Source organism: Chthoniobacter flavus Ellin428 (genome assembly GCF_000173075.1).
GTDB lineage: Bacteria > Verrucomicrobiota > Verrucomicrobiia > Chthoniobacterales > Chthoniobacteraceae > Chthoniobacter > Chthoniobacter flavus.
Map to the genome: position 1 here is coordinate 67,836 of NZ_ABVL01000009.1, position 14,691 is coordinate 82,526.

Here is a 14,691-nt window from a genome sequence, read left to right on the forward strand (position 1 = left end):
GCATTATTCGCGGCAGCAGAAAATCTGGGGAGCGCGCCCGTTTGCTCGGCGCCCCGGAGTTCCACAGCGCGACGGTTCCCCGACAGCTAGGCAGCCGCTTCGTCCTGCGCTCTTTCCTGGGCGACCCAATCGATCGCGAATCGCACCATTTCCCCCGCCTCCTTGAAACCGAGCTTTTCCTTGATGTGTGCCCGGTGGGTCTCGACGGTTTTGACGCTCAGCGAAAGTTCTTCGGCGATCTCCCGCGAGCCAAACCCCCGCCCGAGCAATCTCAAAACTTCGAACTCGCGGTCGGACAGTTTGTCGACCGGCGAGGCCACTCCCGCAATAGTGGATTGAATGGTCTTGAAGATCAGCCGGTCGCTGAATTTCGGGCTCACGTAAATCTCCCCTTCCCCCACTTTGCGCAGCCCGGTGAGCACGCACTCCAGCGCCTCCCCTTTCATGACGTATCCCTTGGCGCCGGCGCGCAACGCCCGCAGCGCGTAGACTGATTCGTCGTGCATCGACAGCATCAAAATCTGCAGCCCGGGCTGCTCGGCGAGCATGAGCTTGATCAGCTCTACACCATTGGTTCCCGGCATCGAAATATCGATGACCGCAATATCCGGATTCAGCCGGCGCATCGCTTCCAGCGCCATCGGCGCGGTGGAAGCCTCACCACAAGTCGTCAGGTCCGGCTCTTCATCGATGATGGCCGCCATGCCGCGGCGAATCGCGGGATGATCGTCCACCAGAAGCACTCGCCTTTGGGCAGGACTTTCGGACGTCGGGAACTCTTTCGGAATGGGAATCGAGGTAGTGATAGCGCTCATGGTGGGGTCAGGCGCGGCGATTGCGTTGCAGTCGAAGGCATATCGGACGGCACACACACCATGCGCGCATGATCCGCGGAAAATCTTGCGGGTTTTTCCGTACGTCGTTTTCGAGAGCCAATGAGCATGGCACCTCTGCACTGTAGCGGCGGCCCACTTGCTTCAAGGCTCCGAGCGCTTCGTGAAAAGCGGTGATCGTATCCGCGCCTTTGCTGATGAAATTTGCCTGCATCGCCGCCAGTCGTTGCTGGGTGGCGGGATCATAGACCGTGATGCTTTCACCAATGCGCCAATCGTGAAACTGCTCACGGCGCGTGATGAGCGTCGAGAGAATGGCGATCCCCACGGAACCGCCGAGTTGAAGAGACGAGTTCATTCATATTGAGCGGGCTCGGACAATTTTGAGATAACATTGATTTACCCGATTCCAGATGGTACATCCCGACCATGAGCGAAAACGGTTCAAGAGCGCCGGGTTTTGTCGTGACGCTCTCCCCTGCCTATTTCGCGGCGGTGATGGCCACTGGCGTGGTGTCGACTGCTTCGAATGCCTGGGGACTGCACTCGGTCGCGTGGACGTTACTGGGAATCAATGCCCTTCTTTACGCATCCTTTCTCGGCCTCACGATCTGGCGTTTCCTCTGCGCACGCAGTGCGCTGCTCAGCGATCTTTCCCACGACAAGACCGGGGTGGGTTCGTTGACGATCATCGCCGGAACGAGCGTGATCGGAACGCAAATCCTCGTGCTTACCGGGTGGCATGATCTACCCCAGGCGTTGTGGGCGCTGGCATTTATCCTCTACCTGACGTTGCTTTATTGGTTTTTCGCGGTGGCCATTCTAGGGCATCCCAAGCCGCCCATGGAGGAGTCGCTCAACGGTGCCTGGTTGTTGGTGATCGTTTGCTCGCAATCACTGGGAGTGTTGGGCACCGCGCACGGCGGAATTCTCCTGCATCGTCCGATCCAGCCTTTCTTTTGCGTCTGCATGTTTCTCGTCGGGCTGTTTTTCTATTTCCCGATCATTTCCATGATCCTGTATCGGTGGATGTTCCTGCCGGTGCGTCCGGAATCGCTAACACCACCGTATTGGATCAATATGGGCGCGGTGGCGATTACGGCGCTGGCGGGCTCGAATCTCATGCTCCTGACCAGTGAATGGCCGGGCATCGCCGATCTGCGGGTCTTCATCAAGGGCATGACCATGCTGGCGTGGGCGGTGGCGACCTGGTGGCTGCCGCTGCTCTGTATCGTCGGTTTCTGGCGCCACGTCGTCCAAAAAGTCCGGCTTTCGTACGATCCGTCCTATTGGTCCATGGTCTTCCCGCTGGGGATGTATTCGCTGGCGACCGCCACCCTGGCCAAAGCAATCAATTTCCCGTGGATCAACTGGCTCTCGCAACTTTTCCTCGTCTTCGCGTTGCTGGCTTGGGTGATCGTGTTTGCGGGATTCGGCCGACGGGTGCTGGCGGTGATCCGCGGAAAGGCTCAGAGACTGTGAAATAAAGCGGCGGCGAGATTATTTGGCCCGCGAATCACACAGATGACGCGAACGAAAAATGCGCCCATTTGTGTCATGCGCGTAATTCGCGGGCACTTTTTTCACAGTCTCTCAGACGCTTTAACTTTTTTCACCCGGTCCGGAGATGATGCGTTTCTTCACCTCACTCCCGCCGGGATAAGTGTGGATCTTTTGCTGTTCAATGCGCAGATCGGGAACGGAGCGCCACGTGTACGGTTTCGGAAGCAGGCGGAAGATCATCAGCGCAATCAGGAAGAGGACGATCGAACCGATCAAGGATGGCACCACGATGGAGTGATCGCCTCCCAAGGCGGTGTTCAGCGTGGCTGTGAGCAGCCAGATTTGCAGGCCAATGATCAGCCCCAAAATGGCGGTGAGCGCGAGCGCGAGCACGCTCTTCTTGCTCGGGTGCGCCAGGTTTTGGCCTCGACGGAAGCCGCTCATGCCGGAGTGGTTTGAGCGAGGGCGTAAACGCCATCGGGACGGACGGCAATCGCCAGACGCGGCAACGGACGAGGCGGCGGCCCCTGCAAGACTTCGCCTGTCCGGGCGTCGAAGAATCCGGAATGGCACGGACATTCGATCTTACCCGACGCGGCGCTGAAATAGACGGCACACGAAAGGTGGGTGCACTTTTGTTCGTAGGCGCGCCATTCACCTTCGGCGAGATGGATGACAATGTAAGGCACATCGCCGGCCGGCAGCACGAAGGCGAGCATCCCTCCCACCGGCACTTCAGCGAGGCCGCAGATCCGATAATCGGAGGTGAGTTTTCGGGGCGACGCAAGAAGGTCCTTCGACGCGACCCAGGCGGTCCCCGCGGTCATGCCACCGGAGAGGAAGACGAGGAGACGGGCAAACTCGCGCCGGTTCACCAGTTCGGCATTGGCATGATCGATCGGAAACTCCTCTTCCCACTCCTGGGGCGATTCTTTGTCGGTAGATGCGGACATAGGATTCAATCGACGACCAGCTTCGTGCTGCCTTTCGGCATCATGTAGTGGACTTTGGTTTTTACCTCCTGCTTCCCGAAGACGAAGGTATTGATGGGTGTGCTGTTCGGCCGCAAGCGCTCCAGCTTCTCGCGCGTCCCGTACCACAATGCGCCGCTGGGACAGACCGTGGCACACATCGGCCGTTTACCCACGCTGGTCCGATCGTAGCACATGTTGCACTTCATCATGAGATCGGAGAGTTCGACTTTTTTGGGAACGCCGAAGGGACAGGCGAGAACGCAATTCGAGCAGCCGACACATCGCGAGGTGTTGGCGGACATGACGACGCCGAATTCATCTTTGACGATGGCATCCGCCGGACAGACCTTGGCGCAGGCGGGATCTTCGCAATGCATGCAGATTTGCATGACGGTCTGCGGGCTGGTCGCGCGCTTCACGTAATCCACCGTAATCATGGGCAACTGCCCGTTGGTCTCGCATTCCGCACAGGCCATCTCGCACGCGTGACAGCCGATACAACGCTGCGGGTCCATGAAGAACTCCATCTCGGTGTTGAATTGTGGGGCGATCATAGGATGTGGGGACGTCAGGTGGCCCGCCAGGCTTGCGTCTCGGAAGGCGGGGGCGCTGTTTGTCCGGTGGGTTCGAGGCGGCAGGCGGAGATTTTGAACTCCGGTATTTTCGAGACCGGATCGAGATGCCCCGAGGTGAGCTGATTGGCCGATTTCTTCCCGGGCCAATGATACGGGATGAACACGGTATCTTCCCGAATCGTCTCCACGATCTGCGCGGGGAAAATGGCGCTGCCGCGACGCGTGACGACCCGCACCAGTTCCCGGTCGGCGATCTTTTTTCGCAGGGCCAACGCGGGATGTAATTCCAGGAGGGGTTCCGGATATTGATCCACCAGGCGACCGATCCGCCGGGTTTGCGTGCCGCTCAGATACTGCGAAACGACGCGCCCGGTGGTGAGAATGACATCGAATTCGTCATCGGTCACCTCGCCCGGGTCGTGGTATTTCACGGGCACGAAATGCGCGCGCTTATCCGGGGTACGAAACTGGCGATCCTCCCAGAGGCGCGGCGTGCCGGGATGATCGAGATCGGGGCAGGGCCAGAATATGCCCATGTTCTTCTCCACCTTCTCATAGGTGATGCCGAAGTAATCGGCCCTGCTGCCCCGCGAAGCGCGACGCAGTTCGTTGAAAATGTCCTCGGAAGTCTCGTAAGCGAACTTGTCTCCGGCGCCGAGCCGGCGGGCGAGTTCGAGCAGGATGGCGGTGTCCCGGCGCGCCTCGCCCGGCGGCCGCACGGCGGCGCGGATGCGCACCACGCGCCCCTCCGCGGTGGTGACCGTTCCATCCTCTTCCTCCTGCAGCGAACCGGCAAAAACGATATCGGCGTAATGCGCGGTCTCACTCAAAAAGAAATCGATGCAGGCGTAGAACTCGAGTTTGTCGAGCGCTTCGCGGACCATGTTGTTATTGGGCAAGGAGACGACGGGATTGAAGCAGATCGAGAGGAGGCCCTTGATTTCGCCACGATGGATCGCCTCGAGCATTTCGTAGGCGGTGTAACCGGAGTGCGGTAACTCAGGTTCGGGAATTCCCCAGATATCCGCGACGAAGCGACGATCCTCCGGATTCTCGATATCCCGATTGCCGGGCAATTGGTCGGTCTTATGCCCGTGCTCCCGTCCTCCCTGGCCATTCCCCTGCCCCGTAATCGTGCCGTAGCCACAATAGGGGCGGCCGATGCGTCCGGTGGCGAGCACGAGATTGATGCACGCGGAGACGTTCTCGACGCCCTTGGTCTGGTGCTCAATACCGCGAGCGTGACAGAGAAAGCTGGTTTTGGCCGCGCCCCACCATTCGGCGGCCTGGGCGATCTTCGACGCGGGAATACCGGTCACGGTCTCGGCCCAATCCAGCGTATAATCCTGCACCGCCTCGGCGGCCGCCTCGAAACCGCTCGTGTGTTGAGCGATGAAATCGTGGTCGAGCCAATCATGGACGATGAGTTCGCGCAGGATCGCACTATAAAGGGCGGAGTCGCGACCGGGACGAATGGCCAGATGCAGATCCGCCGTGCGAGCGATGGGAGTCAACCGGGGATCGACCACGATGAGTTTGGCGCCGTTGTCACGCCCGGTCCACACCCAGTGCGTGAGCGTCGGGAAAGTTTCGCTGACATTGGCGCCACAAATCATGATGACCTCGGCATGCGTCATGTCCGACCACGGGTTGCACGCGCGGTCCATGCCGAAGGCTTTTTTATTGCCCGCACCCGCACTCACCATGCAGAGCCGGCCGTTGTAATCGAGATTCGGCGTCTGGAGGGCGACGCGGGCGAACTTGCCGACGAGATACGACTTTTCATTCGTCAGCGAGACGCCCGACAGCATGCCGAAAGCCTGCTTGCCATATTGCTGCTGGATGCGACGGATCTCCTGCACCGTGCGATCCAAAGCATGCTCCCATCCGACGGGCACAAATCCCTCTCCGGGCCGTGCCTCCATCGGCCGGGTCAAACGATCGGGATGATTGTCCTGCAGATAACGTTGGACGCCCTTGGGACAGAGCCGGCCTTCGTTGAAAGGAAACTCTTCCCATGGTTCAAATCCCACGACGCGGTTCTCCTTCACGAGGAGTTTGATCCCGCATTGCATGCCGCAAAAGCAGCAGTGCGTCTCGACGATGTCATCGGGTTCCTCGCGGCCGGGAACGCCTTCCGGAGGCGCGTAGTTCAGATGCGGACCAAAGTCCGCCGCCAATCTTTCTTCGGAGACAGGAGGTCTGGCCATAATCGTCAACCGAAGTATCCGCCGGATTCCTGGCGCGCCTTCGAATGCGCTCGAGCCAGGGCCGCCCGCTTGCCTCGCGGGCTCAGATCGAGATGCGATGAGCCATCCGCCCGTGTGTAATCGAATCCCAACTGTCGAGTGACCGTTTTCAAATCCTCAATGTGCATCGCCGTCGCATAAGCTTCGCCGGTATGGGGACACACGGCCTGTTCACCCTCGGCACCGAGACGACGATAGAGATCGACGCCCACCTGCATCGGGCGCTGGACGATGTGGAAGAGTTTACCGAACGGCAACCAGACGAGGAAGAGAATCACGGTGAGTTCATGCGTAATGGCCATGAACTGATGGACACTTCCCTTGAGACGTTCGTAATCCAGCGTCAGCCCGAGGCCAGTGACGGCAATGGCCATCAAAAGCACCAGGGGCAGCCAATCGTCGCGAAAGGTTTGCGTGGCAATCAAGCCAGGGTTGGTGATGCGCCGGTACATCAGAATTCCCACGCCGAAAATAACGGCAAAAGACGCCCAATCGAGGACGTGAAAGATCAGAAACGCGAGAAACGAATGCAGGGGGAACTGAAGGACCGGAAAACCAAAAGCATTGGCGACATAGATACTGGTGGTCCCCTGTTTCAGGGTGAAGGCGATCCAGCCAAAGGTCAGTGGAATGGTCACGGCAAAGCCGAGGAGACAGCCCCAGGCCATCGTCATATGTCCTATCCAGCGTCGTTTTCCTCGCTGGAGAATGAACCGTTGCAGGAGGAGTTTCTGGATCGCCTCGCTAAAAATGATGCCGATCAAGCGTGGACCTCTGCGGGAGAAAAGGATTTCTCCCGTCCGGCAGAAGAAGCGCCAGGTCGGCGGTCGCTGGAGCCAACAGGCAAAGCGGTAGGCAATACCGAAACAGGCGAAAATCGTGCCGAACAGATACCCGACCAGAGCTGGGTCGAAATTCTGAAGCCTGCGCGAACCCACAACAATAGCGAGGACCAGCACCAGCGTAGAGGCGGTGGCCGCGATGTAGGCATTCCGTTGCAGGCTGCTGAGCATCGTGTGACCCCACGATCTTAAATAACGGTGGCCTTTTTTCAAAGCGTTTTCGAAGAGTTCAAAAAGTCTCCGAGGTCGCGGCCACAGCTACGAACGGTGAGGGTAAGATGGCTGACGATGGGTCGCCTCGCTTTGTCACAGAACATTCACGTTTCCGCGATAAGTTTGCCACAAGAAGACGCCAATCTACGTCGGAGTTAATTCACGATCCGCGTAGATCGAGTTTGAGTCTTCGTCGCCGCAGCACGACCTGCCGCGGTGCGAGGCGGAGAACTGCGATTTTGCGCTTCGGATTTTCTCCAGCTCGACCGCCTTCCTTCCCAATCAGGCGGTCACATCGTTTTAGCGGAGCGCTCTCCAGGCGCGGCCGAGAGCTGTCTTGTCCTCAGCAAACGACTTCGTCGTCCACCACTCCATCCTGCCCACATGGAAACGTCGCCCATCCCCTCTATCACCACCACTGCAGCCAGCTCTGCCTGCCCTCAGGCTTCTCCTTCGCGGAATCTCCAGCGTCGAAAGATTCTCGGCACACTCTGCGCCATGATCGCGCTGATCGTGGCCCTCACCCAGGCTTCCTTCGCGGGCGTTCTCGCCGGCTGGGATGTGCATGGGATGCCCGGTGGATCGGGTAACTTCGGCACGTCTCCTCTCGCGGCGACAGTCAACGACCCGAATGTCACCGTCGGTGGCCTCACGCGGGGTTCGGGGGTGTCTATCTCCGGAACCGGCGCGGCGCGGGGTTGGGGCGGCACGGACTGGACCAACGCCGATGCTCCCACCGCGGAGGGCGCGAGTAAGTTTGCGACCTTCACGATTACTCCCAACTCCGGATTCCAGGTCGCCATCACCGGCATCACGCAGTTTAACTACCGCCGCTCCAGCTCCGGTGCGAGCACTGGTCTTCTGCAATACCAGATCGGCAGCGGCGGTTTCGTGGACGGCCCGACGCTGAGCTATACGAGCACGAGTTCTACGGGCGCCTCGCTGGCGGCCATCGATCTCTCGAACATTCCCGCACTGCAGACTGTGCCTCCGGGGACGACGGTCACTTTCCGCATCGTCAATTTCGGCGGCACCACCAGCTCCGGCACCTGGTATATCTTCGACACAGCGAACACGACGGCGAATGACCTGGAGATATCCGGCACCGTCTCCTCCTCCGGATCGACCAACCCCACCGCCGTCGCCAGTGCAGACTCCACGGGCGTGGCCCCGGGACAGAATGTCCAACTCACCGTGCAGGTCACCCCGGGCGCCAACCCGACGAGCCCCGGATTGAGTGTTACCGCTGATCTTTCGCCGATCGGTGGTTCCGCGACGCAAGCTTTCAACGCGGGGCCCAACAACACCTTCACCTACACTGCGACCGTTCCTCCCACGACCGCTCTCGGCAGCAAGACGCTGGCCTTCACCGTGCAGGACACCCTGGGCCGCAGCGGCAGCGCTTCGCTCAACCTCACCGTCGGCGGCAATCTCACGATCTTCCACACCAACGACACGCATGCCCGCGTCACCCCGCACCTGTGGGTTATTCCGCAGCACTCTTCCAATCCGGCCACGCAATTTGAGGCCGTGGGCGGCGTGGCCTATCTCGGAGCGAAAATGTTTTCGCTGGCGACCAACCAACCCGACGCCCTCGTCCTCGATGGTGGTGATATCTCGGAAGGCAACCCCGTCGGCGACTGGAACGGGCCGGGCAATCCGACTGGTTCCTACGGCAACGGCACGGCGGTGGAATTCTACAAGCTCTACGACTCGAAGCTGCGCGCCATTCCCGGCCGCGGCGGACGCGGTCTCGATGCCATGGTCGTTGGCAACCACGACGTCCGCGATATCTCCTATATCAATAACCTCAAGAACCAGACGAACTTCCCCGTCATCTCGATCAACATCTGCGCCAAGGGAACGACCACGCCCTATTTCCAGCCTTACGTAACCGTGAATGTGAACGGGCACAAGGTCGGCATCATCGGTTACACCACGGAGTCGGCCGATTCTCCCGAGGCCGAGGTCAATAACTTGATCGATGTCAAGGCCTGCGATTGGTCGGGCACTCCGGGCAAGATCCACTTCGCGGACTACGTCAACGAGCTGCGCAACAACCAGGGTTGCGATTTGGTCATTCTCCTCACCCACGACGGTCACAGCGATCTCTGCACCTCGAACACCAGCGGTTCGACGCCCATCCTCGTTGATGACGGCGCGGCGAAGCTGCCCGAAGTTGCCATCACCGGCCACTGGCACACCTGGGCGGAGACCGTCTGGCAACCGTCCATCCTGAACTACAAGACAATCTTCACCGAAGCCGACTGCTTCACGCACTACATCGGCGAATTGCGCGTCTCTCCTACGGGCAAGTACATCAGCAACGCGAACTATGTGCTGTGCAATGCGGATATCACGCCCGATCCGGACATCGCCCAGTTCATCCAGACCCGGAAGGATCAGTTCAACGCGACGAACCCGCCTTACACGACGGATCAGATTATCGGTTATACCGCGGACGATCTCCTGCTCGACAACAAGATGAAGTGGTGGTCGAGCGACGAGTATCCGTGGAGCGGCAACAATACCGCCGGCAACTGGATTTGCGACGCGATCCAGTGGAAAGCCACTGCGCTTTTCGGCCAGTGCGATCTTTCGATCGAATCCGGCGGCGGCGTGCGCTCCGACATTCCTGCGGGCCCCGTCACTTACACCCAGATCTATGAGACCTATCCGTGGGCGGATGACACGATCTACGTCGTCAACATGACCGGCGCGGAGATCAGCAACTACATCCAGCAACATACCTGCGACGTCGCTCTCTCGCACGGCTGGCAAGTCACCGCCTTCGACGGCAATCCCACGCAGATCACTTACAACGGGCAACCGATCAGCCCCACGACGACTTACAAGGTGGCGATCAGCAACTACATGTATCTGCACGATAGCGTGCCCTTCAGCGACCCGAGCCCACAGACCTCGAGCTATCTAGCCCGCACCGCGCTGGTCGAATTCACCGGCCAATACCCGCAGGGCAACCCGTACAACGCCGGCCCATCGCGCTATGTCCTGAACACGGAATTCGCCGGCGGCTTCCGTGCGGTCGTCATGATGATGAACGACAACGACACCAAGACGATCTTCGACGACGCCTTCATCCGTCTGCTCAGCGCGAACAGTGAAACGCTCGGTCACCTCGGCACGAAGCAACTGCCCACCGATCTCGTCAATCCCGACGGCTCGGTGAATCGCGCCAATCGCCTCGGCGAAATCGAGATGTATCGCAGCTATCTCGGCTTCAAGACGGGCGCGTTGAAACCGGGTGACATCATTGAGACGTTCGGCAAAGGCAGCTTCTTCGGTGGCGATCCCGAGTGGGTCGACCAGGAAGGTATCCAGGCGGACGGCGTGGAATTCAAGATTGTCGGCCACGACGACTCGCTCGCGAAGCCTACCTACTTCAGCAGCGTGAATGGTTTCTATAACCAGACTTACAAGAACCACTACGTGAAGTTCTTCGCCCGTAAGACCGGCACAAACACGGTCGTGGACAAGGAAGGCACGACGATCACCCTGCAAAAAGTGACCGGTTTCGCGGCCTATCCGAACGTGCCGGGCAACAATGGCGACCTGCTCGTCATCACCGGTATCCCGACGAGCGAAAGCTTCTCGCTGCGCTTCCGTGCGGACAGTGTCGCGCTGGCCTCGAGCCAGGGTGTCACCGACTTCCCGCCGGATTCCCACATCGATGCGCTCACCGCGGATCAGACGGATCCCACCCTGACCCTCGCGGCCACCGCCACGGTGGCTCCGGGGGCCAACCAGACCTTCTACACCCTGCTGTCGGCGGCGGATGCCACGGTCTCGAGCCTCAATCCCACGAGCACCACGAACACCACCCAAATGTTCGTCGCCAGTGCCACCACCGGCTTCGGAGACGAACGCAGCTTGGTGCGCTTCGATCTTTCCAGCATTCCTGCCGGATCGACGATCACCAGCGCGACGCTGAACCTCTTCTGTTTCAATGCGGCCAGCACCTCCCTCGTTGCCGACGCCTGCCCGGCGAATTCAGATAGTTGGGCGGAAACCAGCATCACTTGGAACACGCAGCCGACCTTCGGCGCCGCGCTGGATTCGCAGACGCTCGCCGCCAGCACCACAAACGTGACCTACACGTGGGATGCGACCAATTTCGTGCAATCCAAATTCGCCGGCAACCAGCAGGTATCGCTGGTTGTCAAGGCCCAGACGGAAGACATGGCGACAGCTACGAGCTTCCGTTTCGATGCGAAGGAATTCGGTGCGAATATTCCCTTCCTGAAGGTCACCGTGGCGAACACGGGCACCCCGGCGGCTCTCACCCAAGTCCAATTCTTCTATCGCTTCTCGACGGACAATGCAACCTGGGGAGCGTGGACGCTGTTCCAGACCGCGACCACGGCGCCGTACACGGCCAACTTCGTCTATCCGAACGGCCCGGGGTATTACGAATTCTACAGCGTGGCGACGGACAGCACGCCGAACGTCGAACCCGCTCCGCCCTTTGCCGATGCCGCGGTTCACTTCGTTCCGTCCGTAACCACGGCGCCAAACAATGTGACGGCGAACGGCGCCACCGCGAGCGGCACTTACAATCCGGGCGGCACCGACACGACGGTCTATTTCCAATATGGCACGGACACCAGCTACGGCAGCACCACCGCTACGCAGGATATCGGCAGTGGCACGACGCCGGTCAACTTCACCACGCCGCTCAACGGCCTGCTCGCTGGCACACTTTACCACGTGCGCGCGGTCACGGTGACGAATGGTGTGACGAGCTACGGAGCGGACCAGACCTTCACCACGCAGGCTCAGGATGTCCCGGCGATGCCGGGTTGGGGCTGGCTTGCGCTCGGCGGCATGCTCGTTATGCTTGCCGCCCGGCAATTGTCGGGCCGGCGCGAAGCTGGCGCCGCAAACGTTGCCTGATTCCTCGTGCCTCACGTCCCGCCAAAAGCAAAAGATCGCGCCGCAACAGCAAAGAGTTCACCGCTCGCCCCGCGCCAACGCCTGGGCAAGTGGTGGCGGGAGGGACGGCCAGTGCATCTCTTCATTCTCAAGTTCATCGGTGTGCTGGTGGCGTTGCATGCCATCACGCTGCTGCCGTTGTTTGATCGAGTGTTGCCGATTTATCTCCACGGAGTAGCCGTGGTCGCCGCCGGGCTGACCCATTGCTTCGGGGAATCGACCACCGTCACTGGCGCCATGCTGCATTCCCCGACGTATGCCATCACCGTGGCGCCTTCCTGCTCCGCGGTGGAACTCGCCTGCTACATCGGCGCGGCCGTCATCGCCTTCCCTTCCCCGTGGCGGGCCAAGGCGAGCGGTTTCTTCCTCGGTATCTGCTTCGTCGCTGTCCTCAATGTGCTCCGCGTCACCAGCCTGTTTCTCGTCGGCGCGCATGCCCGTGCCGCGTTCGAGGTAGCGCACGAGGATGTCTGGGCGGTGTTGTTGATCATCGCCTCGACGCTTTTCGTGGCCGGCTGGATCGCCTGGGTCACCCCGCGCAAGACGCCGGCCGCAACTGAGACAGACGAATATGCCGCGGAATAAGCCCCTGTTGCGTTTCGTCCTGCGGTTTGTCGTGATGTTTGCCCTCCTCGCTTTGCCGTGGCCGCATTGGTACGATGCCTGGCGGGCGGCGTTGCGGACGATTGTCACCCACACCCTGGCCGGCTCGAGTGGTTCGCGCGAAGTCAGCGTCACGACTCCGGAAGGCACGCCGCATGTCGCGGACTTCCGGCTCGAAATAATCAACCGCGGCCTGATGAATCCCGACGGTTCCGGCCCCGTGCGTCATCTGGATCTCAATGTCGCCCAAATCGAAATGCGCCCGATCGTTTTGCTCTTCGCGCTGATCTTCGCCACACCCCTTCCCTGGAAACGGCGCGTGTCCTTTTTCGCCATCGGCGCCGTGCTGCTGCAAATCGGGATTCTCGCCACGCTGTCGATCTGCATCTGGCGGGAGTCGATGGAACTGCTGCTCGTCAATGCCACCTCGACCGAAAAGGCCGTGGCCACGGCGCTGCAGGACGGTCTCACCCAGTATTTCGGGCTGGCGATGCCTTTCGTGCTCTGGCTCCTCCTGTGCGGACGCGGTGTCATCTCCGGTGGATGGCAGTCGCTCTTTGCCCCGGCAGATGCGGAAGCAACCCACGGCAAGTTGAAACAGGCATGATGGGTATCGATTTCCCGCTTGCCCGTTGGCGGAGGGGCTCGCTCATCGCCGCGATATTCTTCCTTGGTATCTGCGGCTGTGAACGCCGTTCGACCTCCACCGCCACTCTCACGCCCCCCTCTACTCCCGCTCCTACCACACAAACTCCGGCGCCGGCACCGGTAACTCCCCCTGCTCCCGATTGGGCGAAGCTCACTAACATCGATATTTCCTCCGCCTTCGAACCGCCGCAGGAATGGCAGGACAAATTCGGCGCCTATCGCTCCTCCCTGCTCAGCTACGATGGCACGCCGGTGACCAAAGCGGAAAAGTGGCCTGCCCGCCGCGCGGAGATTCTCCAGCGCTGGCAGGAAATCCTCGGTCCGTGGCCACAACTTGACGCGAAACCTCGCTATACCATCGTCGAGACCCGCGAGGAAAATGGCAGCGTCGAGAAGCGAATCGATATCGACCTACCGCCACGGCAGACCGGCCATGCGGTGCTCACCATTCCCAAGGGCGCGCAGCATTGCGGCGCCGTGCTCGTCCTTTCCGCGGACGACGAAGCCGCCGGCCAGGGTGTGCATGCCACCGCCGACCTCGCCCGTGGACTGGCGGAACGCGGCTTCATCACGTTGCTCATCGGTCCGCCCGGCGGCAATCCCCGCAAACCCGAGACGGAAGGTGTGGAATGTCAGCCCCTCATGTATCTCGCTTACGTCGCGGCGGTTTGCGCCAATGTGCTTGCCGATCAACCCGAAGTGGACGCCACGAAGATCGGCGTGGTCGGGCACGCCTTTGCGGGCAAATGGGCGATGTTCGCCTCCTGCTTTTGCGAGCGTTTCGCCTGCGCGGTGTGGTCGGAAGCAGCCATCGTCATCGATCCACGCAAGGCCAGTGCGAATTACGGAGATCCCTGGTTCCTCGGCCGGTTCATCGGCACCGTACGGGCCGCGCCGCGGCGCGACGATGATCATCCACGCATCGGCGCCTTTGCCGCCATTTACAACGCCGGGCTGAATCTCAATGACCTGCACGCCCTCATGGCGCCGCGTCCTTTGCTCGTCATGGCCGGCACGAAACGCCTGCCCAGCCTGGCGATCACCAGCGCTGACGATGAAGGCCGCTGGACGGTCCTGAACCACACCATCGCGGTCAATCGCCTGCTCGGCTATGACCACCGGGTGGGCATGCTCAATCACGCCAGCCACGAAATGACTCCGGAATGGAAGGCGCAAATCGCCCGGTTTTTCACCCTGCGCCTCCATGAGTAGGCTCTGCCGCCACATTTTCTTACCAAGAAGCGCCGGTTTGGGGTGATAGACAGACGAGGAAATTTCCTCGCCTCTCTCCATGTCCA

The 14,691-nt window shown here is 60.4% G+C and carries 12 protein-coding genes; 5 read left to right on the forward strand and 7 right to left on the reverse strand.

Annotated elements, in window-relative coordinates:
* Positions 1-86: 86 nt before the first annotated feature.
* Complete coding sequence (locus tag CFE428DRAFT_RS15800) at positions 87-815, reverse strand: response regulator (RefSeq protein ID WP_006980591.1); 729 nt, start codon at positions 813-815, stop codon at positions 87-89.
* 7 nt (positions 816-822) lie between these two features.
* Positions 823-1,191: a hypothetical protein gene (locus CFE428DRAFT_RS15805; RefSeq protein WP_006980592.1), complete on the reverse strand. Its 369-nt coding sequence runs from the start codon at positions 1,189-1,191 to the stop codon at positions 823-825.
* Between the two features lie 71 nt (positions 1,192-1,262).
* Here CFE428DRAFT_RS15805 and CFE428DRAFT_RS15810 point away from each other — a divergent pair, with 71 nt between their 5' ends.
* Positions 1,263-2,315, forward strand: a complete 1,053-nt coding sequence (locus CFE428DRAFT_RS15810; RefSeq protein WP_006980593.1) for a tellurite resistance/C4-dicarboxylate transporter family protein — start codon at positions 1,263-1,265, stop codon at positions 2,313-2,315.
* A gap of 120 nt (positions 2,316-2,435) precedes the next feature.
* Here the strand turns inward: CFE428DRAFT_RS15810 and CFE428DRAFT_RS15815 are convergent, their stop codons facing one another.
* The 5 genes from CFE428DRAFT_RS15815 to CFE428DRAFT_RS15835 are packed head-to-tail and all read right to left on the reverse strand — an operon-like array spanning position 2,436 to position 7,147.
* Complete coding sequence (locus CFE428DRAFT_RS15815; RefSeq protein WP_006980594.1) at positions 2,436-2,780, reverse strand: DUF6755 family protein; 345 nt, start codon at positions 2,778-2,780, stop codon at positions 2,436-2,438.
* Positions 2,777-3,289: a Rieske (2Fe-2S) protein gene (locus CFE428DRAFT_RS15820; RefSeq protein WP_006980595.1), complete on the reverse strand. Its 513-nt coding sequence runs from the start codon at positions 3,287-3,289 to the stop codon at positions 2,777-2,779. The genes CFE428DRAFT_RS15815 and CFE428DRAFT_RS15820 overlap by 4 nt, the downstream gene beginning before the upstream one ends.
* 5 nt (positions 3,290-3,294) lie before the next feature.
* Positions 3,295-3,864, reverse strand: coding sequence for a 4Fe-4S dicluster domain-containing protein (locus CFE428DRAFT_RS15825; RefSeq protein ID WP_006980596.1), 570 nt, complete (start codon positions 3,862-3,864; stop codon positions 3,295-3,297).
* 14 nt (positions 3,865-3,878) lie between these two features.
* Positions 3,879-6,095 (reverse strand): molybdopterin oxidoreductase family protein, encoded by a 2,217-nt coding sequence (locus tag CFE428DRAFT_RS15830; RefSeq protein ID WP_006980597.1) that lies wholly within the window; start codon positions 6,093-6,095, stop codon positions 3,879-3,881.
* Positions 6,096-6,100: 5 nt separating this feature from the next.
* On the reverse strand, positions 6,101-7,147 hold the full coding sequence (locus CFE428DRAFT_RS15835) for an MFS transporter (RefSeq protein WP_006980598.1): 1,047 nt from the start codon (positions 7,145-7,147) through the stop codon (positions 6,101-6,103).
* A gap of 426 nt (positions 7,148-7,573) precedes the next feature.
* Between CFE428DRAFT_RS15835 and CFE428DRAFT_RS15840 the strand changes: the two genes are divergently transcribed.
* The 4 genes from CFE428DRAFT_RS15840 (at position 7,574) to CFE428DRAFT_RS15855 (ending at position 14,605) form a co-directional block, all read left to right on the forward strand.
* Positions 7,574-12,103 (forward strand): VPAMP-CTERM sorting domain-containing protein, encoded by a 4,530-nt coding sequence (locus tag CFE428DRAFT_RS15840; protein WP_083805187.1) that lies wholly within the window; start codon positions 7,574-7,576, stop codon positions 12,101-12,103.
* Positions 12,104-12,214: 111 nt separating this feature from the next.
* Positions 12,215-12,727 (forward strand): exosortase/archaeosortase family protein, encoded by a 513-nt coding sequence (locus CFE428DRAFT_RS15845; RefSeq protein ID WP_006980600.1) that lies wholly within the window; start codon positions 12,215-12,217, stop codon positions 12,725-12,727.
* Between the two features lie 7 nt (positions 12,728-12,734).
* Positions 12,735-13,352: a hypothetical protein gene (locus CFE428DRAFT_RS15850; RefSeq protein ID WP_157447538.1), complete on the forward strand. Its 618-nt coding sequence runs from the start codon at positions 12,735-12,737 to the stop codon at positions 13,350-13,352.
* On the forward strand, positions 13,349-14,605 hold the full coding sequence (locus CFE428DRAFT_RS15855; protein WP_006980602.1) for a dienelactone hydrolase family protein: 1,257 nt from the start codon (positions 13,349-13,351) through the stop codon (positions 14,603-14,605). The genes CFE428DRAFT_RS15850 and CFE428DRAFT_RS15855 overlap by 4 nt, the downstream gene beginning before the upstream one ends.
* Positions 14,606-14,691: the final 86 nt, after the last annotated feature.

Coding starts and splice junctions, on each gene's coding strand:
- CFE428DRAFT_RS15825 (WP_006980596.1), bottom strand. CDS start 3,864: ATGATCGCCCCACAATTCAACACCGAGATGGAGTTCTTCATGGACCCG.
- CFE428DRAFT_RS15815 (WP_006980594.1), bottom strand. CDS start 2,780: ATGAGCGGCTTCCGTCGAGGCCAAAACCTGGCGCACCCGAGCAAGAAG.
- CFE428DRAFT_RS15805 (WP_006980592.1), bottom strand. CDS start 1,191: ATGAACTCGTCTCTTCAACTCGGCGGTTCCGTGGGGATCGCCATTCTC.
- CFE428DRAFT_RS15855 (WP_006980602.1), top strand. CDS start 13,349: ATGATGGGTATCGATTTCCCGCTTGCCCGTTGGCGGAGGGGCTCGCTC.
- CFE428DRAFT_RS15830 (WP_006980597.1), bottom strand. CDS start 6,095: ATGGCCAGACCTCCTGTCTCCGAAGAAAGATTGGCGGCGGACTTTGGT.
- CFE428DRAFT_RS15800 (WP_006980591.1), bottom strand. CDS start 815: ATGAGCGCTATCACTACCTCGATTCCCATTCCGAAAGAGTTCCCGACG.
- CFE428DRAFT_RS15840 (WP_083805187.1), top strand. CDS start 7,574: ATGGAAACGTCGCCCATCCCCTCTATCACCACCACTGCAGCCAGCTCT.
- CFE428DRAFT_RS15835 (WP_006980598.1), bottom strand. CDS start 7,147: ATGCTCAGCAGCCTGCAACGGAATGCCTACATCGCGGCCACCGCCTCT.
- CFE428DRAFT_RS15820 (WP_006980595.1), bottom strand. CDS start 3,289: ATGTCCGCATCTACCGACAAAGAATCGCCCCAGGAGTGGGAAGAGGAG.
- CFE428DRAFT_RS15810 (WP_006980593.1), top strand. CDS start 1,263: ATGAGCGAAAACGGTTCAAGAGCGCCGGGTTTTGTCGTGACGCTCTCC.